Source organism: Enterobacter chuandaensis, from assembly GCF_039718975.1.
Taxonomy (GTDB): Bacteria; Pseudomonadota; Gammaproteobacteria; order Enterobacterales; family Enterobacteriaceae; genus Enterobacter; species Enterobacter chuandaensis.
In genome coordinates, this window is the sequence record NZ_CP097173.1 from 4,635,228 (window position 1) to 4,656,701 (window position 21,474).

Consider the following 21,474-nt stretch of genomic DNA (forward strand, 5'->3'; position numbering starts at 1 on the left):
GAGGTATTGTGCTGTGAACATGAACGCAACAATCCTCGGCCAGGCCATCGCGTTTATTCTCTTTGTCTGGTTCTGCATGAAGTATGTATGGCCGCCTTTAATGGCTGCCATCGAAAAACGTCAGAAAGAAATTGCTGACGGTCTGGCTTCCGCAGAACGCGCTAAGAAAGATTTGGACCTTGCACAGGCCAACGCGACAGACCAGCTGAAAAAAGCGAAAGCTGAAGCTCAGGTAATCATTGAACAGGCTAACAAGCGCCGTTCTCAGATCCTGGACGAAGCCAAAGCTGAAGCAGAACAGGAACGTACTAAGATCGTGACACAGGCTCAGGCTGAAATTGAAGCTGAGCGTAAACGTGCTCGTGAAGAACTGCGTAAGCAGGTTGCGATTCTGGCTGTTGCTGGCGCCGAGAAGATCATCGAACGTTCCGTGGATGAAGCTGCTAACAGCGACATCGTGGACAAACTTGTCGCTGAACTGTAAGGAGGGAGGGGCTGATGTCTGAATTTGTTACGGTAGCTCGCCCCTACGCCAAAGCAGCTTTTGACTTTGCTGTCGAACACCAAAATGTCGATCGCTGGCAGAACATGCTGGCGTTTGCCGCTGAGGTGACGAAAAACGAACAAATGGCCGAGTTGCTTTCCGGTGCGTTAGCGCCTGAAACCCTCGCCGCGTCGTTTATCGCCGTGTGCGGAGAGCAACTGGATGCCAATGGCCAGAACCTGATTAAGGTGATGGCGGAAAATGGTCGTCTCCGTGTGCTCCCGGATGTTCTCGAGCAGTTTGAGCACTTACGTGCCCTTAGTGAAGCAACTGCAGAAGTCGAAGTGACTTCCGCGACTGAACTGAGTGACGAACAGCTTGCGAAAATCACCGCCGCGATGGAAAAACGTCTGTCACGCAAAGTTAAGCTGAATTGCAAAATCGATAAGTCTGTAATGGCAGGCGTAATCATCCGTTCGGGTGATATGGTCATTGATGGCAGCGTACGCGGCCGTCTTGAGCGCCTTGCAGACGTCTTGCAGTCTTAAGGGGACTGGAGCATGCAACTGAATTCCACCGAAATCAGCGAACTGATCAAGCAGCGCATTGCTCAGTTCAGTGTTGTGAGTGAAGCTCACAACGAAGGTACTATTGTTTCTGTAAGTGACGGTGTTATCCGCATCCACGGCCTGGCCGATTGTATGCAGGGTGAGATGATTTCCCTGCCGGGTAACCGTTACGCTATCGCACTGAACCTGGAGCGCGACTCCGTAGGTGCAGTTGTGATGGGTCCATACGCTGACCTCGCCGAAGGCATGAAGGTTAAGTGTACTGGCCGTATTCTGGAAGTGCCGGTTGGCCGTGGCCTGCTGGGTCGCGTTGTTAACACCCTGGGTGCGCCAATCGACGGTAAAGGTCCGGTTGAGCACGATGGCTTCTCCCCAATCGAAGTTATCGCACCAGGCGTTATCGACCGTCAGTCCGTTGATCAGCCAGTGCAGACTGGTTATAAGTCCGTTGACGCCATGATCCCAATCGGTCGTGGTCAGCGTGAACTGATCATCGGTGACCGTCAGACCGGTAAAACTGCGATGGCAATCGACGCCATCATCAACCAGCGCGATTCCGGCATCAAATGTGTGTACGTGGCTATCGGCCAGAAAGCGTCCACCATTTCTAACGTGGTTCGTAAACTGGAAGAGCACGGCGCGCTGGCTAACACCATCGTTGTTGTGGCTACCGCTTCTGAATCCGCTGCACTGCAATACCTGGCGCCATACGCCGGTTGCGCAATGGGCGAATACTTCCGTGACCGCGGTGAAGATGCGCTGATCGTATACGATGACCTGTCTAAACAGGCTGTTGCTTATCGTCAGGTTTCCCTGCTGCTCCGTCGTCCACCAGGACGTGAAGCGTTCCCTGGCGACGTATTCTACCTCCACTCTCGTCTGCTGGAGCGTGCTTCCCGCGTTAACGCGGAATACGTCGAGAACTTCACCAAAGGTGAAGTGAAGGGTAAAACAGGTTCTCTGACCGCGCTGCCGATCATTGAAACCCAGGCGGGTGACGTTTCTGCGTTCGTTCCGACCAACGTAATCTCCATTACCGATGGTCAGATCTTCCTGGAAACCAACCTGTTTAACTCCGGTATTCGTCCGGCGGTTAACCCGGGTATCTCCGTATCCCGTGTAGGTGGTGCTGCTCAGACCAAGATCATCAAGAAACTGTCCGGTGGTATCCGTACCGCGCTGGCACAGTATCGTGAACTGGCTGCGTTCTCTCAGTTCGCATCCGATCTGGACGAAGCAACCCGTAAACAGCTGAGCCACGGTCAGAAAGTGACCGAGCTGCTGAAGCAGAAACAGTACGCACCAATGTCTGTTGCTCAGCAGGGCCTGGTACTGTTCGCGGCTGAACGCGGTTACCTCGAAGATGTGGAACTGGCGAAAATCGGTAGCTTCGAAGCCGCTCTGCTGGCTTACGTCGACCGTGATCACGCTCCGCTGATGCAAGAGATCAACCAGACCGGTGGCTATAACGACGAAATCGAAGGCAAGCTGAAAGCTATCCTCGATTCCTTCAAAGCAACCCAATCCTGGTAATCGTCCGGCGGCTTGTCTCAGGGCAAGCCGCCTGGCATTGAGGAGAAGCTCATGGCCGGCGCAAAAGAGATACGTAGTAAGATCGCAAGCGTCCAGAACACGCAAAAGATCACTAAAGCGATGGAGATGGTCGCCGCTTCCAAAATGCGTAAATCGCAGGATCGCATGGCGGCCAGCCGTCCTTATGCAGAGACCATGCGCAAAGTGATTGGTCACCTTGCAAACGGTAATCTGGAATATAAGCACCCTTACCTGGAAGAACGCGACGTTAAGCGCGTGGGCTACCTGGTGGTGTCGACTGACCGTGGTCTGTGTGGCGGCTTGAACATTAACCTGTTCAAAAAACTGCTGGCGGATATGAAAGCATGGTCCGATAAAGGCGTTCAGTGCGATCTGGCACTGATTGGCTCTAAAGGCGTCTCTTTCTTTAACTCCGTTGGTGGCAATATTGTCGCTCAGGTGACCGGTATGGGTGATAACCCGTCCCTGTCCGAACTGATCGGCCCGGTTAAAGTGATGTTGCAGGCCTACGATGAAGGCCGTCTGGACAGACTGTACGTTGTCAGCAACAAATTTATTAACACCATGTCTCAGGTTCCAACGCTCACGCAGATGCTGCCGTTACCGGCATCAGAAGATGACGAGCTGAAGCAGAAAGCCTGGGATTACCTGTATGAACCCGATCCGAAACCGCTGCTGGATACCCTGCTGCGTCGTTACGTTGAATCTCAGGTTTATCAGGGCGTTGTAGAAAACCTGGCCAGCGAGCAGGCCGCACGAATGGTGGCGATGAAAGCCGCGACCGATAATGGCGGCAGCCTGATTAAAGAGCTGCAGTTGGTTTACAACAAAGCTCGTCAGGCCAGCATTACTCAGGAACTCACCGAGATCGTCTCGGGGGCCGCCGCGGTTTAACCAGGTTTACGAATTACGTAGAGGATTCAAGATGGCTACTGGAAAGATTGTCCAGGTAATCGGCGCCGTGGTGGACGTCGAGTTCCCTCAGGACGCCGTACCACGCGTGTACGACGCGCTTGAGGTACAGAATGGTAACGAGAGCCTGGTGCTGGAAGTTCAGCAGCAGCTCGGCGGCGGTATCGTGCGTACCATCGCCATGGGTTCTTCCGACGGTCTGCGTCGTGGTCTGGAAGTTAAAGACCTTGAGCACCCGATCGAAGTCCCGGTAGGTAAAGCAACACTGGGTCGTATCATGAACGTATTGGGTCAGCCAATCGACATGAAAGGCGACATCGGTGAAGAAGAGCGTTGGGCTATCCACCGCGCGGCACCTTCCTACGAAGAGCTGTCCAGCTCTCAGGAACTGCTGGAAACCGGTATCAAAGTTATCGACCTGATGTGTCCGTTCGCGAAGGGCGGTAAAGTTGGTCTGTTCGGTGGTGCGGGTGTAGGTAAAACCGTAAACATGATGGAGCTGATCCGTAACATCGCGATCGAGCACTCCGGTTACTCCGTGTTTGCGGGCGTAGGTGAACGTACTCGTGAGGGTAACGACTTCTACCACGAAATGACCGACTCCAACGTTCTGGACAAAGTATCCCTGGTTTACGGCCAGATGAACGAGCCACCAGGAAACCGTCTGCGCGTTGCGCTGACCGGTCTGACGATGGCTGAGAAGTTCCGTGACGAAGGCCGTGACGTTCTGCTGTTCGTTGATAACATCTATCGTTACACCCTGGCCGGTACGGAAGTATCTGCACTGCTGGGTCGTATGCCTTCAGCGGTAGGCTACCAGCCGACCCTGGCGGAAGAGATGGGTGTTCTTCAGGAACGTATCACCTCTACCAAAACCGGTTCTATCACCTCCGTTCAGGCGGTATACGTACCTGCGGATGACTTGACTGACCCATCTCCAGCCACCACCTTTGCTCACTTAGATGCAACCGTGGTACTGAGCCGTCAGATCGCGTCTCTGGGTATCTACCCGGCCGTTGACCCGCTGGACTCCACCAGCCGTCAGCTGGATCCACTGGTTGTTGGTCAGGAACACTACGACACCGCGCGTGGCGTACAGTCCCTGCTGCAGCGTTACCAGGAACTGAAAGACATCATCGCCATCCTGGGTATGGATGAACTGTCTGAAGAAGACAAACTGGTGGTAGCACGTGCGCGTAAGATCCAGCGCTTCCTGTCCCAGCCGTTCTTCGTTGCGGAAGTATTCACCGGTTCTCCAGGTAAATACGTTTCCCTGAAAGACACCATCCGTGGCTTTAAAGGCATCATGGAAGGCGAATACGATCACCTGCCAGAGCAGGCGTTCTACATGGTTGGTTCCATCGAAGAAGCCGTGGAAAAAGCCAAAAAACTTTAACGCCTTAATCGGAGGGTGATATGGCAATGACTTACCACCTGGACGTCGTCAGCGCAGAGCAACAAATGTTCTCTGGTCTGGTCGAGAAAATCCAGGTAACGGGTAGTGAAGGTGAACTGGGTATTTTCCCGGGTCACGCACCGCTGCTCACCGCCATTAAGCCTGGTATGATCCGCATCGTTAAACAGTTCGGTCATGAAGAGTTTATCTATCTGTCCGGCGGCATTCTTGAAGTGCAGCCTGGCAGTGTGACCGTTCTGGCCGATACCGCTATTCGTGGCCAGGATCTCGACGAAGCGCGAGCCCTGGAATCGAAGCGTAAGGCTGAAGAGCACATTAGCAGCTCTCATGGTGACGTGGATTACGCTCAGGCGTCTGCGGAGCTGGCCAAAGCGATCGCGAAACTGCGCGTTATCGAGTTGACCAAAAAAGCGATGTAACACCGGCTTGAAAAGCACAAAAGCCAGTCTGGATACCAGGCTGGCTTTTTTTTTGGCGCTTAATTCATGATAAAAAAGATGTAGAATTTTAAGCATCAAACGTTTTTACTTCTCACTCAAACTACCGTCAGGATGCGTATGTCAAACAGTGCGATGAGCGTGGTGATCCTTGCCGCAGGCAAAGGTACCCGCATGTATTCCGATTTGCCAAAAGTGCTCCACACGCTGGCAGGAAAGCCAATGGTGCAGCATGTCATTGATGCCGCGAATGAACTGGGTGCTCGTCAGGTTCACCTGGTCTACGGCCACGGTGGCGATCTGCTGAAAAAGACGCTGAGCGATGACGCGCTCAACTGGGTGCTTCAGGCTGAACAGCTGGGTACCGGTCATGCGATGCAGCAGGCTGCGCCGTTCTTTGCCGATGACGAAGACATTCTGATGCTTTACGGCGACGTTCCGCTGATCTCCGTTGAAACGCTGACTCGCCTGCGTGCGGCCAAGCCGCAGGGCGGCATCGGCTTATTAACCGTTGTGCTGGACGATCCAACGGGCTATGGCCGTATCACACGTGAAAACGGCAACGTCACGGGTATCGTTGAACACAAAGATGCCAGCGACGAACAGCGCAAGATTCAGGAGATCAACACCGGCATCCTGATTGCCAACGGCGCGGACATGAAGCGCTGGCTCTCTCAGCTCAACAACAACAACGCGCAGGGTGAATACTACATCACCGATATCATTGCGATGGCGTACCACGAAGGCCGTGAAATTGCCGCCGTTCATCCGGCGCGCATCAGCGAAACGGACGGCGTGAATAACCGCCTCCAGCTTTCCCGTCTTGAGCGTATTTATCAGTCCGAGCAGGCCGAAAAGCTGCTGCTGGCGGGCGTGATGCTGCGCGATCCGGCGCGTTTCGATCTGCGTGGCACCTTGTCTCACGGGCGTGACGTTGAAATTGATACTAACGTTATCGTTGAAGGCAACGTGACGCTGGGCAACCGCGTCAAAATTGGCACCGGCTGCGTGATTAAAAACAGCGTCATCGGTGACGACTGCGAAATCAGCCCGTACAGCGTGGTAGAAGATGCCCGTCTGGATGCCGCCTGTACCATCGGGCCGTTTGCGCGTCTGCGCCCGGGCGCTGAGCTGCTGGAAGGCGCGCACGTGGGCAACTTCGTGGAAATGAAAAAAGCGCGTCTGGGTAAAGGCTCGAAAGCCGGTCATCTGACTTATCTGGGCGATGCGGAGATTGGCGACAACGTGAACATTGGTGCAGGAACCATTACCTGTAACTATGACGGCGCCAATAAATTTAAAACCATCATCGGTGATGACGTGTTTGTTGGTTCGGACACGCAGCTGGTGGCGCCTGTTACCGTGGGTAACAGGGTGACCATTGCCGCTGGCACAACCGTCACGCGCGATGTAGCCGAGAACGCGTTGGTGTTAAGCCGCGTGCCGCAGGTCAGCAAGCAGGGCTGGAAACGCCCGGTGAAGAAAAAGTAACAATAATATACCCCCCTCACCCTGACCCTCTCCCCCTGGGGGAGAGGGGAACTGAACGGTGCGGTTTTCACCCTTTCCCCTATGGGGAGAGGGCTGGGGTGAGGGGATAATATAATCCTCCCCCCACAGGCAGTACCCATAACTATAACCCCACTCTCTACAAGGCTCGGGGTGCCCGGAAAGGGCAAATACAGGTCAGCGACAACGCATGGCATAACGCCATAATCAGGAAATCTAACTATGTGTGGAATTGTTGGCGCAGTTGCGCAGCGTGATATTGCTGAAATCCTTCTCGAAGGTTTACGTCGTCTGGAATACCGTGGTTACGACTCTGCCGGTCTGGCTGTCGTGGATGCAGAAGGGCATATGACCCGCCTGCGTCGCCTCGGTAAAGTGCAGATGCTGGCTCAGGCCGCGGAAGAACATCCGCTGCACGGTGGTACCGGTATCGCGCACACCCGCTGGGCGACGCACGGCGAACCGTCTGAAGGTAACGCGCACCCGCATGTGTCTGAACACATCGTGGTGGTGCATAACGGCATTATCGAAAACCACGAACCGCTGCGCGAAGAACTGAAAGCGCGCGGCTATACCTTCGTCTCTGAAACCGATACCGAAGTGATTGCTCACCTGGTGCACTGGGAGCTGGCACAGGGCGGTACGCTGCGTGAAGCCGTGCTGCGCGCTATCCCTCAGCTGCGCGGTGCGTACGGTACAGTGATCATGGATTCCCGCGACCCGTCTACCCTGCTGGCTGCGCGTTCCGGTAGCCCGATGGTGATCGGTCTGGGCATGGGTGAAAACTTTATCGCCTCCGATCAGCTGGCGCTCCTGCCTGTTACCCGTCGCTTTATCTTCCTGGAAGAGGGGGATATCGCGGAAGTGACTCGCCGCAGCGTGACCGTCTTCAATACCAAAGGCGAGCAGGTGAAACGCCAGGAGATCGAATCGAACCTGCAGTACGACGCGGGCGACAAAGGCGCTTACCGTCACTACATGCAGAAAGAGATCTACGAGCAGCCAAACGCCATCAAAAACACCCTGACCGGACGCATCAGCCACGGTGAAGTGGATCTGAGCGAGCTGGGCGCAAACGCCAACGAACTGCTCAGCAAAGTTGAGCATATTCAGATCGTGGCCTGCGGCACCTCCTACAACTCCGGTATGGTCTCTCGCTACTGGTTTGAGTCCCTGGCGGGCGTGCCGTGCGATGTGGAAATCGCGTCTGAGTTCCGCTACCGCAAGTCTGCGGTGCGTCGTAACAGCCTGATGATTACCCTTTCCCAGTCCGGCGAAACGGCGGATACGCTGGCAGCGCTGCGTCTGTCTAAAGAACTGGGTTATCTGGGCTCGCTGGCCATCTGTAACGTTCCGGGCTCATCCCTGGTGCGTGAATCCGATCTGGCGCTGATGACCAAAGCGGGTACTGAAATCGGCGTGGCCTCTACCAAAGCGTTTACCACTCAGCTGACCGTTCTGCTGATGCTGGTGGCGAAGCTGGCGCGTCTGAAAGGCGAAGATGCTTCCGTTGAGCACGACATCGTTCATGGCCTGCAGGCCCTGCCGAGCCGTATTGAGCAGATGCTCTCTCAGGACAAACGCATTGAAGCGCTGGCGGAAGATTTCTCTGACAAACATCACGCCCTGTTCCTGGGTCGTGGCGATCAGTATCCAATTGCGCTGGAAGGCGCACTGAAGCTGAAAGAGATCTCTTACATCCACGCTGAAGCCTATGCGGCGGGTGAGCTGAAACACGGCCCGCTGGCGCTGATTGATGCAGATATGCCGGTTATTGTTGTGGCACCGAACAACGAACTGCTGGAAAAACTGAAATCTAATATCGAAGAAGTGCGCGCCCGCGGCGGCGTACTGTACGTCTTCGCGGATAAAGATGCCGGTTTCGCCAGCAGCGACAACATGCACATCATCGAGATGCCGCATGTGGAAGAGGTGATTGCACCAATCTTCTACACCGTTCCGCTGCAGCTGCTGGCCTATCACGTGGCGCTGATCAAAGGCACCGACGTTGACCAGCCGCGTAACCTGGCGAAATCCGTTACCGTAGAATAATCCCTTCTGTTAATGGCTACACGACGTGTAGCCATTTTTTCCTTACTTTTTTCTCATCAGCTTTCTCTTTGCTATCAATCATCTTATTCTGACGTATTTCGTTACTTTATTGTGTGAATAATGAACGAGATTGCGTCTAAGCATTAGTATTCTCTATTTTGATCACTAAACGATCAGCTTTTATTAACGTAATCCTAAAAATGGTTTGTTTATAAAAGATGTGTCCTTTTTATGTGTATACTGAAAAGAAATATTGATGGTTTAACTAAAATAATATTATATTTGTTTTTCTCTATTATTATTCCACCTATGGTTCGTCATTATTCCATTATTTTAAACCCCCCCTTGAAGATGATTCTTCCCGAAGAGTATTATTTCATCGCATTTGGGATGGCGTTGTCTTTATGATAAACGCAATAGTGATTTAATTAATGGAGTTATCATGAAAAATAATGGAATTACGGTGGCGATTGCACTTGCATCGGCGTTAATGGCAGGACAAGCATTTGCTGCGGATGGAACGGTTCATTTCCGCGGAGAGGTTATTGATTCAACGTGTGAAGTGACGCCTGATACCGCCGATCAGACGGTGAATATCGGCCGCGTTGCCAAAACGACGTTCTCCGGCATTGACTCAACGGCGTCAGTAAAAGATTTCCATATTAAACTGGAGAAATGCCCTGCAACCTATACTCAGGCAGCGGTTCGTTTCGACGGAACAGAAGATAAAGACACCATCGGCAAAGGTTATTTGTCTATTGGCACGCCTGTTAACGGTGAAGCGGGTACTGACGGTATTTACACCGGCGAAGGTGAAGCCGTTACGGCTACCGGCGTTGCAATCAAGCTCTTCAATCTGAACGATGATACGGCGATCCCGCTGTACAATAATTCAAATTATGTTGCTATCACCGATGGCAAAGCGGACATGGGCTTCAAAGCGAAGTTTGTGCAGACGCTGGCTACGGTTACGCCGGGTACAGCGAACGCGGATTCCCAGTTCACCATTGAATACCTGAAATAATCTTCAGCTGTTCGCCGGGAGCCTGTTTTATCCTGTTGCAGGCTCCTCCACAGGATGTGAGGATAACTGATGTATTTACGGCGTTTGTTGACTCTGTTCATCATGCTCTCTTTTTCATTTTTAACACCCTTGTCGTCGGCTGGCGTCATTATTGGCGGAACCCGCGTTATTTATAGTAGCGATAAATCCGATGCGACAATTAGCATAAAAAATAACGAAGCGACCACGCCTTATCTCATACAGACGTGGGTCGATCCTTTTAAAGGCGATACAGCGTCGAATAAACCTCCTTTTACCGTTATTCCTCCAGTTTCAAGGCTGGAGGCCGGGCAGGAGAAAATATTGCGCATCATGAAAGTGAAGGGCGAACTGCCTCACGATCGGGAATCGTTGTTCTGGCTCAACATCAAAAATATTCCTCCGTCCAGTTCAAACCCTAATTCGCTCGAAATTGCCATTAAGACGCGGATAAAACTTTTTTGGCGTCCGGCGACCCTGAATATCACGCCTGAACGCGCTGCGGCGAAGGTTAAATGGCGTGTCCAAAACCGACAGCTCGTGATTGAAAATCCGAGCCCGCTACATATTAACGTTATGAATGTCACCGTCGATAAAAAAGACGTTCCCTTAAACATCATTCCCCCTTTTGACACCGTGCGTTTGCCGCTTCCGGAAGGGATTAACGGCCACGCGCTGGACTGGCGTTTCGTTAACGATTTTGGGGCGATCAGTCAGGAAATTCACGTCACGCTGTAAACATAGGGATGTTTGATATGGGATGTTTCCGTTTTTTCATAGCGCTGGCCTCGGGGGTATCTCTCGGCTTTTCAGGAGTGACGCTGGCAAAAGATATCTTTAACCCTGCGCTTCTCGAAATTGACCATCCGGTGGATGTTGATATCCACCAGTTTAACCGCGCCAATACGTTACCTGCGGGCTCTTATAAGGTTGATATTCATGTTAACGATGAGTTTATCGATAGCCGGGAGGTCACTTTTATTGAAGATAAGGCTGGCGATAGGCTGCATCCCTGTTTTAAGCACGTCAGGACGGTGCTTGCGGAGATCGGGGCTAAGGTGGCGGCGATCGGTTCGCTGGATCGCCTGGACGAAAACGCCTGTGTGGACCCTACCCCGCTGATCCCTGGCGCCACATGGACGTTCGATACCGATAAGCTGCTGCTCAACGTCACGCTGCCGCAGATTTACATTGATACCACCGCCCGCGGCACCATCAATCCTGCCCGCTGGGATGAAGGTATTAATGCGTTGATGATGAACTATGACTTTTCCGGCTCCAGCACGTTGCAGTCTGATGACGACGACAATAGCGATTTCTACTATCTGAACCTGCGAAACGGGGCGAACATTGGCGCGTGGCGTTTACGCAATTACAGCACGCTAAACATCATTGACGGTCATTCGGATTACCATTCCATCAGCACCTATGTGCAGCGAAACCTCGCGGCGTTACGCAGCCAGATCATGCTGGGTGATACCTGGACCGCGAGCGATGTCTTCGACAGTACCCAGGTGCGCGGCGTGCGACTGTATACCGATGATGAAATGCTTCCTTCCAGCCTGACGGGCTTTGCGCCGGTCGTTCGGGGCGTAGCGAAAAGCAATGCGACGGTGATTATTCGGCAGAACGGCTACATCATTTATCAATCTGCCGTGCCGCAGGGACCGTTTGCGCTTAAAGATTTAAACACCACCAGCTCCGGCGGCGACCTGGACGTGACCATCAAAGAAGAAGACGGCAGTGAGCAACACTTCACGCAGCCCTACGCCTCGCTGGCCATCCTCAAGCGTGAAGATCAGACCGACGTTGATATCAGCGCGGGTGAACTGCGCGATAAGAGCGAATTCCAGCCCAACGTTTTTCAGGCGCAGCTTCTGCACGGCTTTCCTGCCGGGATAACGGTATACGGTGGCGTGCAGGCCGCGGAAGCGTATCGCTCGGCAGCGGTGGGGATCGGTAAAGATATGGGTGCAGTTGGCGCGTTTTCCGTCGATATCACCCAGGCACGCGCGCAGTTTACGGACGAGGACTCAGAGGCGTCCGGCCAGTCCTGGCGTTTTCTCTATTCGAAACGGTTTGATGAGACGGATACCACGCTGAGGCTGGTGGGGTATCGCTACTCAACACAGGGCTACTACACCCTCAATGAATGGGCGTCACGCCAGAACAGTCAGCGCGATTTCTGGGTAACGGGCAACCGACGCAGCCGGCTTGAAGGGACCTGGACGCAGAATTTCGGCGATGGGATGGGGAACATTTATCTCACGCTGAGCCGCCAGCAGTACTGGAAAACCGACGAAGTTGAACGGCTGGTTCAGCTTGGCTACAGCAATGTCTGGCGGTCTCTTTCCTGGAACCTCTCCTGGAACTACAGTGATTCCATCACCACGGCGCAGAGCGCGGAGTATTCAGATAGCGACGACCGAGAAAGCGAACAGGTTTTTATGCTGTCGTTCTCCGTGCCGCTGTCAGCATTGCTGCCGGACAGCTATGTGAGCTACGGCCTCACGCAGAACAACAGCGGAAAAGGAATGCACCAGCTTGGCCTGAACGGTACGGCGCTTGATAACCGTAATCTCTCCTGGAACCTCCAGCAGTCCTGGGATGCGGATGACAGTGTGTACAGCAGCAGCGCGGGGGTGGGATATGACGGAACCTATGGTTCGGTTAACGGCAGCTATGACTACAACCAGGAGAGCCAGCGGCTCAACTACGGCGCGCGCGGCGGGATCCTGCTGCATGGCGATGGAGTGACGTTCTCGCAGGAGATGGGCGAAACCGTGGCGCTGATTAAAGCACCCGGCGCAGCCGGTCTGGCAATGGAAAACGGCACCGGTACGGCTACCGACTGGCGAGGTTATACCGTTCAAACGCAGCTTAATGCTTACGATGAAAACCGTGTGGAAATTGAGAGCGATTACTTTGAAAAAGCGAACGTCGAACTGGAGAACAGCGTGCTTAACGTGATCCCCACGCGAGGTGCGGTGGTGCGGGCCGAATTTATCACCCACGTTGGCTATCGCGTGCTCTTTGAGGTCACACAGGCTAACGGCAAACCGGTCCCCTTTGGCGCAGTGGCGTCTGCCGAACTGGCGACGGGCAGCGTGACGGGCATTACCGGCGAGAATGGCGAACTGTATCTTTCGGGCATGCCGGAAGAGGGAACGTTCACGCTGAAATGGGGGAGAGAAAATACGAAACCTTGCGAGGTCCATTATCAGTTCCCCAAACCAACGGGTGTTGAACTGGTTCAAACAGCGGTAATGTGCCAATAGGGAAATGAGATGAAACAACGTATCACTTTTATAGCAGTCGCCATGCTGCTTTTTACCCCTTTTTCCCACGCTGCGACGACAGAAGGCGGGGTGTGTTTCGCCATCGGCGGCACCTATATTTTCAACCTGAATCTTAACGGGGCAGAAATACCGGCCAATAAAAACCAGGCGGGAACCGAGGTGCGCGATCTGACGACCCTGCAGTCGCCTTCCCAGTATAAGCTGGGATGTAACTGCCTGACCCATTTCACCACTACATATCGTAGCGTCTACTTCACCGCGCGTTCGCCCTTAAGCGTTGATACCGTTAAAAACGGATATACCTACTACAAGTTGAACGACCAGCTCAGCATTGCGTCCTCCATTCACGTGTTGGGACGCGACTATCTCCCCGTTCCCTTTGAGGCGGAGCCCAACCGGGTGACGTCCGGTATTTACTGCTATGCCTCCGGTGAAGAAGGCTCAGAGGCAACGCTTGATACCGGCTCTCAGGTAAAATTATCGTTTTTGATCGACAAGCCCTTTATTGGAAAAGTTACCGTTCCGGGGACGACGATTGCCACGCTCTACGGCGGTATCGATGAAGCGTCCTCTTTGGCAAGTACCGAGAAGCTCGCTGAAATAAAAATTGCCGGGGACATCGTGGTACCGCAAAACTGCGAGATCGCGCCGGGTCAGTCGCTGGAAATCGATTTTGGAAAAATTCCCGCCAGCGCGTTTTCTGCCACCAAAGGCGAGGCGGTCGGTAGCCATAAAATCCGCAAGATGATACAGGTGAAATGTACCGGCATGCTGGATGAGAACATCGTCCGATCCGCTTTCCATGCCGATCCCGTTGACGCTGACGCCACGATGATGAAAGTGAACGGCAATGATGACGTAGGGATCGTTATTTATGATAAATGGGACCGCGTCGTCAACGTCAATGGGGGAAGCATGGAGATGGATATGGGAGCCAACCAGGGGGGCGCCGAAGTAAACTCGCTCACCTTCTCTGCCGCCCCGGCCAGCGCGACGGGGAGTATTCCGAAGCCCGGCACCTTTGAAGCCTGGGCAACACTGACCCTCGAAATTCAAAATTAATGACAACGGCTGTTTATGACAGCCGTTGTCATATTCACGTCTTTGAACCAGGCTTAACGCATCTCAGTGTGACATTATCATGACAGGGATATGATTTTATTTATATTAAAAACATTACCTTAAATCAAATACGTTGATTGTCATAAAACTGTCATAATTCGTACATTTATCTGTCACCTGTTTGTCCTATTTTGCTCATCGTAGCCACTTAAACAATGATTTACGAAATCCTTGCAGGAGACATTATGAAAGTTATGCGTACCACTGTCGCAACTGTTGTCGCCGCGACCTTATCTCTGAGCGCTTTCTCTGCTTTCGCAGCAGCAAGCCTGACTGGCGCTGGTGCAACCTTCCCTGCGCCGGTGTATGCCAAATGGGCAGATACCTACCAGAAAGAAACCGGTAACAAGGTTAACTATCAGGGTATCGGCTCCTCCGGTGGCGTAAAACAAATTACCGCGAATACCGTTGATTTCGGTGCATCAGACGCTCCGCTGTCTGACGAGAAACTGAATCAGGAAGGCCTGTTCCAGTTCCCGACCGTGATCGGCGGTGTTGTGCTGGCTGTTAACATCCCTGGCCTGAAATCAGGCGAGCTGGTGCTGGACGGCAAAACCCTGGGCGACATCTACCTGGGCAAAATCAAAAAATGGGATGACGAAGCCATCACTAAGCTGAACCCGGGCGTTAAGCTGCCTTCGCAGAACATCGCTGTGGTTCGCCGTGCGGACGGCTCCGGTACCTCTTTCGTCTTCACCAGTTACCTGGCGAAAGTGAACGAAGAGTGGAAATCTAAAGTCGGTTCTGGCTCTACCGTTAACTGGCCAACCGGTCTGGGCGGTAAAGGTAACGACGGTATCGCCGCGTTCGTACAGCGTCTGCCTGGCTCTATCGGCTACGTAGAATATGCGTACGCTAAGCAGAACAACCTGGCTTACACCAAACTGGTTTCTGCTGACGGCAAACCGGTTAGCCCAACCGAAGAGAACTTCGCTAATGCCGCGAAAGGCGCTGACTGGAGCAAATCTTTCGCACAGGATCTGACTAACCAGAAAGGCGAAGGCGCGTGGCCAATCACTTCCACCACCTTCATCCTGGTTCACAAAGAGCAGAAGAAACCTGAGCAGGGCGCTGAAGTGCTGAAGTTCTTCGACTGGGCATACAAAAACGGCGGCAAACAGGCTAACGACCTGGATTACGCCAGCCTGCCAGACAGCGTGGTTGAGCAGATCCGTGCTGCATGGAAAACCAACGTGAAAGACAGCAGCGGTAAAGCGCTGTACTAACAGGATATATTTAACGAAGATGGCGGGTGGCGCTGCGCTTACCCGCCCTACGGTTCATCCTGTAGGCCCGGTAAGCGTCAGCGCCACCGGGCATATTCGTAAGACGTCTCATAAAGAAGAGTAATTTATGGCTGCAACCAAGCCTGCATTTAACCCTCCGGGTAAAAAAGGTGACATGATTTTCGGCGCGCTGGTCAAACTGGCTGCGCTGATTGTGCTATTGCTGCTGGGCGGCATTATCGTGTCTCTGATTTTCTCCTCCTGGCCGAGCATTCAGAAATTCGGTTTCTCCTTCCTGTGGACCAAAGAGTGGGACGCGCCGAATGACATCTACGGTGCGCTGGTGCCGATTTACGGCACGCTGGTGACCTCGTTTATCGCTCTGCTTATTGCCGTTCCGGTAAGCTTCGGTATTGCCCTGTTTCTGACGGAACTGGCACCGGGCTGGCTGCGTCGCCCGCTGGGTATTGCCATCGAACTGCTGGCGGCCATTCCAAGTATCGTTTACGGCATGTGGGGCCTGTTTATCTTTGCGCCGCTGTTTGCAACGTACTTCCAGGAGCCGGTCGGTAACGTTCTCTCTGCCATTCCGTTTGTGGGGGCCCTGTTCTCTGGTCCGGCATTCGGCATCGGCATTCTGGCAGCAGGTGTGATCCTCGCCATCATGATTATTCCGTACATTGCGGCGGTAATGCGCGATGTCTTCGAACAAACTCCGGTGATGATGAAAGAGTCGGCCTACGGCATCGGCTGCACCACCTGGGAAGTTATCTGGCGCATTGTCCTTCCGTTCACCAAAAATGGGGTGATCGGCGGCGTGATGCTGGGCTTAGGTCGCGCGCTGGGTGAAACCATGGCGGTGACCTTTATCATCGGTAACACCTACCAGCTCGACAGCGCCTCACTCTATATGCCGGGTAACAGTATTACCTCCGCGCTGGCGAATGAGTTTGCCGAAGCGGAATCCGGGCTTCACGTCGCAGCGCTGATGGAACTGGGTCTGATTCTGTTCGTTATCACCTTCATTGTTCTGGCGATTTCCAAGCTGATGATCCTGCGTCTCGCGAAAAATGAGGGGGCTCGCTGATGGCAACGCTCGAAATGCAAAATACCACTGCGCTTGCGGAATCCCGCCGCAAAATGCAGGCGAAGCGTCGTTTCAAAAACCGTATTGCGCTGACGCTTTCCATGGCAACGATGGCATTCGGCCTGTTCTGGCTGATCTGGATCCTGATGTCCACCATCACCCGTGGTATTGATGGAATGTCGCTGGCGCTGTTCACTGAGATGACGCCGCCGCCAAATACGGCGGGTGGTGGCCTGGCGAACGCCCTGGCGGGCAGCGGCCTGCTGATCCTGTGGGCGACCGTTTTCGGTACGCCGCTGGGCATCATGGCCGGTATCTATCTCGCGGAGTACGGGCGTAAATCCTGGCTGGCAGAGGTGATTCGTTTCATTAACGACATCCTGCTTTCCGCTCCGTCGATTGTCGTGGGCCTGTTTGTTTACACCATCGTGGTCGCGCAAATGGAACACTTCTCCGGCTGGGCTGGGGTGATTGCGCTGGCGCTGCTGCAGGTGCCTATCGTCATTCGTACCACCGAAAACATGCTGAAACTGGTGCCGGACAGCCTGCGTGAAGCGGCTTACGCGCTGGGTACGCCGAAATGGAAAATGATTTCTGCGATCACCCTGAAAGCGTCGGTCTCGGGGATCATGACCGGTATCCTGCTGGCTATCGCCCGTATCGCCGGTGAAACGGCACCGCTGCTGTTTACTGCCCTCTCCAACCAGTTCTGGAGCACGGACATGATGCAGCCGATCGCCAACCTGCCGGTGACGATCTTTAAATTTGCGATGAGCCCATTCGCGGAATGGCAGCAGCTGGCCTGGGCCGGGGTGCTGATCATCACCCTTTGCGTACTGTTGCTGAACATTCTGGCGCGCGTCATTTTCGCGAAGAAGAAACACGGTTAATTTTTTACGGCGCGGCAGCTCGCGGCGCCGAATGAGGAAATGAGTCAATGAGTATGGTTGATACTGCCCCGGGTAAGATTCAGGTTCGTGATTTGAACTTCTACTACGGCAAATTCCATGCCCTGAAGAACATCAACCTGGATATCGCGAAGAACCAGGTCACGGCATTCATCGGTCCGTCTGGCTGTGGCAAGTCCACGCTGCTGCGTACCTTTAACAAAATGTATTCGCTCTATCCGGAGCAGCGCGCTGAAGGTGAAATTATCCTGGATGGCGAAAACATTCTGACCCAGGCCCAGGATATCGCCCTGCTGCGTGCCAAAGTGGGCATGGTGTTCCAGAAACCGACGCCGTTCCCGATGTCCATCTATGACAACATTGCGTTTGGCGTTCGCCTGTTTGAGAAGCTCTCCCGTGCCGATATGGACGAGCGCGTGCAGTGGGCATTGACCAAGGCCGCATTATGGAACGAAACCAAAGATAAACTTCATCAGAGCGGGTACTCTCTCTCCGGTGGTCAGCAGCAGCGTCTGTGCATTGCGCGCGGTATCGCCATTCGCCCGGAAGTGTTGCTGCTGGATGAGCCGTGTTCGGCCCTGGATCCGATCTCCACCGGTCGTATTGAAGAGCTGATCACTGAGCTGAAGCAGGATTACACCGTGGTTATCGTGACCCACAACATGCAGCAGGCTGCGCGTTGTTCCGATCATACGGCGTTTATGTACCTGGGCGAGTTGATTGAGTTCAGCGATACGGATGCGCTGTTCACCCGGCCCGCGAAGAAGCAAACCGAAGATTATATTACTGGCCGCTACGGTTGATTTGCCTTAGTGCATGTGGAGAAACCATGGACAACCTCAATCTTAATAAACACATTTCAGGCCAGTTCAACGCAGAGCTGGAAAGTATTCGCACGCAGGTAATGACCATGGGTGGCATGGTTGAGCAGCAGCTTTCTGATGCGATTACGGCGATGCACAACCAGGACAGCGAGCTGGCGAAGCGCGTCATTGAAGGCGACAAAAACGTCAACATGATGGAAGTCGCCATTGACGAGGCCTGTGTGCGTATTATCGCCAAGCGTCAGCCGACGGCGAGCGACCTGCGTCTGGTGATGGCGATCATCAAAACCATCGCTGAGCTGGAACGTATCGGTGACGTGGCCGATAAAATCTGCCGCACTGCGCTGGAGAAATTCTCTCAGCAGCACCAGCCGCTGCTGGTGAGCCTGGAATCGCTGGGCCGCCACACCGTGCAGATGCTGCACGACGTGCTGGATGCCTTTGCGCGCATGGATCTGGACGAAGCGGTCCGTATCTACCGTGAAGACAAGAAAGTCGACCAGGAGTATGAAGGCATCGTGCGTCAGCTGATGACCTACATGATGGAAGATTCCCGTACGATCCCAAGCGTACTGACGGCCCTGTTCTGCGCGCGCTCTATCGAGCGTATCGGTGACCGCTGCCAGAACATTTGCGAATACATTTTCTACTTTGTGAAGGGGCAGGACTTCCGTCACGTGGGCGGCGACGAGCTGGACAAGCTGCTGGCGGGTAAAGATCCGAAAGAGTGATGTTTGTGGCGGGTGGCGCTAGCGCTTACCCGCCCTACGTTAATTCAACGCGTAATATCCCACCCGCGCGCTTTCCACAACGCTGGCAGCTGCGCCAGATCGGTAAAGGTCGTCACTTTTGGATGATCGATCGGCTTGTTGTGCGGATCGGCGCAGAAATAAAACACCTCCATCCCCGCATCAATCCCTGACTGCGCGCCCGCAGACGAGTCATCCACCAGAATACAGTTCTCCACGTTGACGTTCATCGCTTTTGCCGCATGGAACATCAGCGCCGGGTCTGGCTTCCAGCGCTGGATATCGTAGCCGCTGAACAGTTTTTCCGGGAAGTGATGCAACATCTCCAGCTTGCCGAGCGAATGCTGCATTTTGCTGACCGGACCGTTGGAAACTACGCAGATTGGCACCGTCATCGCATCCAGCAGCGCGTTAGCCCCGGCAATAACCTCCAGTTCTGAGTCGAAGAGGCGTGCGACCTCGGCGCGGTACACCGGTTCCAGCTCCGCTTTCGCCAGGTCCACTCCGTGTTCTTCGTTAATGATGTCGATGATCTCGTAGAGCTTCACGCCCTTAAAGCGTTTAAACACCTCTTCGAGTTCCAGCGTAATGCCAAATTCCTGGAACATGGCCACATACGCGCGGGAACAAATGACCTCACTGTCGACCAGCGTACCGTCGCAGTCGAAAAATACCGCTTCAATTCCGGACATGCCTTTCCCTTTTTAATAAGTTTAACGTTTTCGTACGGCAGTTCACCGGGACGCAATCGTTGCCGTATAAGCAAATTCAATGTAAAAAGTATCCCGTAACCGCCACTATTGTCGCATTTTGGTATAGGATAGCGACGAATTTTCCCTCCTTGTTCGGAAATTGATGATGAGTCAACAACACACTACCCAGACATCTGGTCAGGGTCTGCTTGAGCGCGTGTTTAAACTGCGCGAGCACGGCACAACGGCACGCACCGAAGTGATCGCCGGTTTCACCACCTTCCTGACGATGGTCTATATCGTTTTTGTTAACCCGCAAATTCTGGGCGTTGCTGGCATGGATACCAGCGCCGTCTTCGTGACCACCTGTCTGATCGCCGCCCTTGGCAGCATTCTGATGGGCGTGTTCGCTAACCTGCCGGTCGCGCTGGCTCCGGCGATGGGTCTGAACGCATTCTTCGCGTTCGTGGTCGTTCAGGCGATGGGGCTGCCGTGGCAGGTTGGCATGGGGGCGATCTTCTGGGGCGCCATTGGCCTGCTGCTGCTGACCATTTTCCGCGTACGTTACTGGATGATTGCAAACATTCCTGTGAGCCTGCGCGTGGGCATCACCAGCGGTATCGGTCTGTTCATCGGTATGATGGGGCTGAAAAACGCCGGTGTGATCGTGGCGAACCCGGAAACCCTGGTGAGCATTGGTCACCTGACTTCCCACAGCGTGCTGCTGGGCGTGCTGGGCTTCTTTATCATCGCGATCCTCGCCTCCCGCAATATTCACGCGGCAGTGCTGGTGTCCATCGTGGTGACCACTCTGCTGGGCTGGATGCTGGGTGACGTACATTACAACGGTATCGTCTCTGCGCCACCGAGCGTCTCTACCGTGATTGGTCACGTTGACCTCGCGGGCTCCCTGAACCTGGGGCTGGCGGGCGTGATTTTCTCCTTCATGCTGGTGAACCTGTTTGACTCCTCCGGTACGCTGATTGGCGTAACCGACAAAGCAGGCCTGGCGGACGAGAAGGGAAAATTCCCGCGCATGAAGCAGGCGCTGTATGTGGATAGTATCTCTTCCGTGGCGGGTTCTTTCATTGGTACCTCGTCTGTTACCGCTTACATTGAATCCTCTTCCGGCGTCTCCGTGGGTGGCCGCACCGGCCTGACGGCAGTGGTTGTTGGTATCCTGTTCCTGCTGGTGATCTTCCTCTCTCCGCTGGCGGGTATGGTGCCACCCTACGCGGCAGCCGGCGCGCTGATCTACGTCGGCGTGCTGATGACGTCGAGCCTGGCGCGCGTGAAGTGGGAAGATTTAACCGAAGCGGTACCGGCGTTTATTACCGCGGTGATGATGCCGTTCAGCTTCTCGATCACCGAAGGTATCGCGCTGGGCTTTATCTCTTACTGCATTATGAAGATCGGTACCGGCCGCTTCCGCGAACTCAGCCCGTGTGTGATTATCGTGGCGCTGCTGTTTGTGCTGAAGATTGTGTTTATTGACGCGCACTAAGGTGCGGTTTGTGGTGTCAGGTGGCGCTTCGCTTACCTGACCTACTGACGAGTGTAGGCCCGGTAAGCGCTAGCGCCACCGGGCTTT

The 21,474-nt window shown here is 53.9% G+C and carries 19 protein-coding genes; 18 read left to right on the plus strand and 1 reads right to left on the minus strand.

What is annotated here, in order from left to right:
* The first annotated feature begins 13 nt into the window (after window positions 1–13).
* The 17 genes from atpF (at window position 14) to phoU (ending at window position 19,173) form a co-directional block, all read left to right on the plus strand.
* Window positions 14–484 (plus strand): F0F1 ATP synthase subunit B, encoded by a 471-nt coding sequence (atpF, locus tag MX657_RS22250; RefSeq protein WP_003862370.1) that lies wholly within the window; start codon window positions 14–16, stop codon window positions 482–484.
* Between the two features lie 14 nt (window positions 485–498).
* A complete protein-coding gene (atpH, locus tag MX657_RS22255) occupies window positions 499–1,032 on the plus strand; it encodes a F0F1 ATP synthase subunit delta (RefSeq protein WP_003862369.1) in 534 nt (177 codons plus the stop codon).
* Window positions 1,033–1,044: 12 nt separating this feature from the next.
* Window positions 1,045–2,586, plus strand: coding sequence for a F0F1 ATP synthase subunit alpha (atpA, locus tag MX657_RS22260; RefSeq protein WP_080329736.1), 1,542 nt, complete (start codon window positions 1,045–1,047; stop codon window positions 2,584–2,586).
* A gap of 51 nt (window positions 2,587–2,637) precedes the next feature.
* Complete coding sequence (gene atpG, locus MX657_RS22265) at window positions 2,638–3,501, plus strand: F0F1 ATP synthase subunit gamma (protein ID WP_032673476.1); 864 nt, start codon at window positions 2,638–2,640, stop codon at window positions 3,499–3,501.
* A 31-nt stretch (window positions 3,502–3,532) separates the two neighbouring features.
* Window positions 3,533–4,915 (plus strand): F0F1 ATP synthase subunit beta, encoded by a 1,383-nt coding sequence (atpD, locus tag MX657_RS22270; RefSeq protein WP_003862362.1) that lies wholly within the window; start codon window positions 3,533–3,535, stop codon window positions 4,913–4,915.
* A gap of 20 nt (window positions 4,916–4,935) precedes the next feature.
* A complete protein-coding gene (locus tag MX657_RS22275) occupies window positions 4,936–5,355 on the plus strand; it encodes a F0F1 ATP synthase subunit epsilon (protein WP_006177560.1) in 420 nt (139 codons plus the stop codon).
* Window positions 5,356–5,493: 138 nt separating this feature from the next.
* Window positions 5,494–6,864, plus strand: coding sequence for a bifunctional UDP-N-acetylglucosamine diphosphorylase/glucosamine-1-phosphate N-acetyltransferase GlmU (glmU, locus tag MX657_RS22280; protein ID WP_346806850.1), 1,371 nt, complete (start codon window positions 5,494–5,496; stop codon window positions 6,862–6,864).
* Between the two features lie 240 nt (window positions 6,865–7,104).
* On the plus strand, window positions 7,105–8,934 hold the full coding sequence (gene glmS, locus MX657_RS22285) for a glutamine--fructose-6-phosphate transaminase (isomerizing) (RefSeq protein WP_218727926.1): 1,830 nt from the start codon (window positions 7,105–7,107) through the stop codon (window positions 8,932–8,934).
* 442 nt (window positions 8,935–9,376) lie between these two features.
* Window positions 9,377–9,958, plus strand: coding sequence for a chaperone-usher fimbrial major subunit (locus MX657_RS22290; protein ID WP_119916698.1), 582 nt, complete (start codon window positions 9,377–9,379; stop codon window positions 9,956–9,958).
* Window positions 9,959–10,027: 69 nt separating this feature from the next.
* Window positions 10,028–10,714, plus strand: a complete 687-nt coding sequence (locus MX657_RS22295; RefSeq protein ID WP_119916699.1) for a fimbrial chaperone — start codon at window positions 10,028–10,030, stop codon at window positions 10,712–10,714.
* Between the two features lie 17 nt (window positions 10,715–10,731).
* The gene (locus MX657_RS22300; RefSeq protein ID WP_346806853.1) at window positions 10,732–13,254 is read left to right on the plus strand and encodes a fimbria/pilus outer membrane usher protein; all 2,523 of its coding nucleotides are present in this window, start codon (window positions 10,732–10,734) and stop codon (window positions 13,252–13,254) included.
* Between the two features lie 9 nt (window positions 13,255–13,263).
* Window positions 13,264–14,337: a fimbrial protein StgD gene (gene stgD, locus MX657_RS22305; RefSeq protein WP_346806855.1), complete on the plus strand. Its 1,074-nt coding sequence runs from the start codon at window positions 13,264–13,266 to the stop codon at window positions 14,335–14,337.
* 245 nt (window positions 14,338–14,582) lie between these two features.
* Window positions 14,583–15,623, plus strand: coding sequence for a phosphate ABC transporter substrate-binding protein PstS (gene pstS, locus MX657_RS22310; protein ID WP_080329742.1), 1,041 nt, complete (start codon window positions 14,583–14,585; stop codon window positions 15,621–15,623).
* 127 nt (window positions 15,624–15,750) lie between these two features.
* Window positions 15,751–16,710: a phosphate ABC transporter permease PstC gene (gene pstC / locus MX657_RS22315; protein ID WP_080329743.1), complete on the plus strand. Its 960-nt coding sequence runs from the start codon at window positions 15,751–15,753 to the stop codon at window positions 16,708–16,710.
* Window positions 16,710–17,600, plus strand: coding sequence for a phosphate ABC transporter permease PstA (gene pstA, locus MX657_RS22320; protein ID WP_119916703.1), 891 nt, complete (start codon window positions 16,710–16,712; stop codon window positions 17,598–17,600). Before pstC ends, pstA begins: the two co-directional genes overlap by 1 nt.
* Window positions 17,601–17,647: 47 nt before the next feature.
* On the plus strand, window positions 17,648–18,421 hold the full coding sequence (gene pstB, locus MX657_RS22325) for a phosphate ABC transporter ATP-binding protein PstB (RefSeq protein WP_010426574.1): 774 nt from the start codon (window positions 17,648–17,650) through the stop codon (window positions 18,419–18,421).
* 26 nt (window positions 18,422–18,447) lie between these two features.
* Window positions 18,448–19,173: a phosphate signaling complex protein PhoU gene (gene phoU / locus MX657_RS22330; protein ID WP_008500182.1), complete on the plus strand. Its 726-nt coding sequence runs from the start codon at window positions 18,448–18,450 to the stop codon at window positions 19,171–19,173.
* A 44-nt stretch (window positions 19,174–19,217) separates the two neighbouring features.
* On the opposite strand, the gene yieH is transcribed toward phoU, so the two are convergent.
* Window positions 19,218–19,883, minus strand: a complete 666-nt coding sequence (gene yieH, locus MX657_RS22335) for a 6-phosphogluconate phosphatase (RefSeq protein ID WP_119916705.1) — start codon at window positions 19,881–19,883, stop codon at window positions 19,218–19,220.
* 166 nt (window positions 19,884–20,049) lie between these two features.
* Here yieH and adeP point away from each other — a divergent pair, with 166 nt between their 5' ends.
* Window positions 20,050–21,387 (plus strand): adenine permease AdeP, encoded by a 1,338-nt coding sequence (adeP, locus tag MX657_RS22340; protein ID WP_139784207.1) that lies wholly within the window; start codon window positions 20,050–20,052, stop codon window positions 21,385–21,387.
* Window positions 21,388–21,474 lie beyond the last annotated feature (87 nt).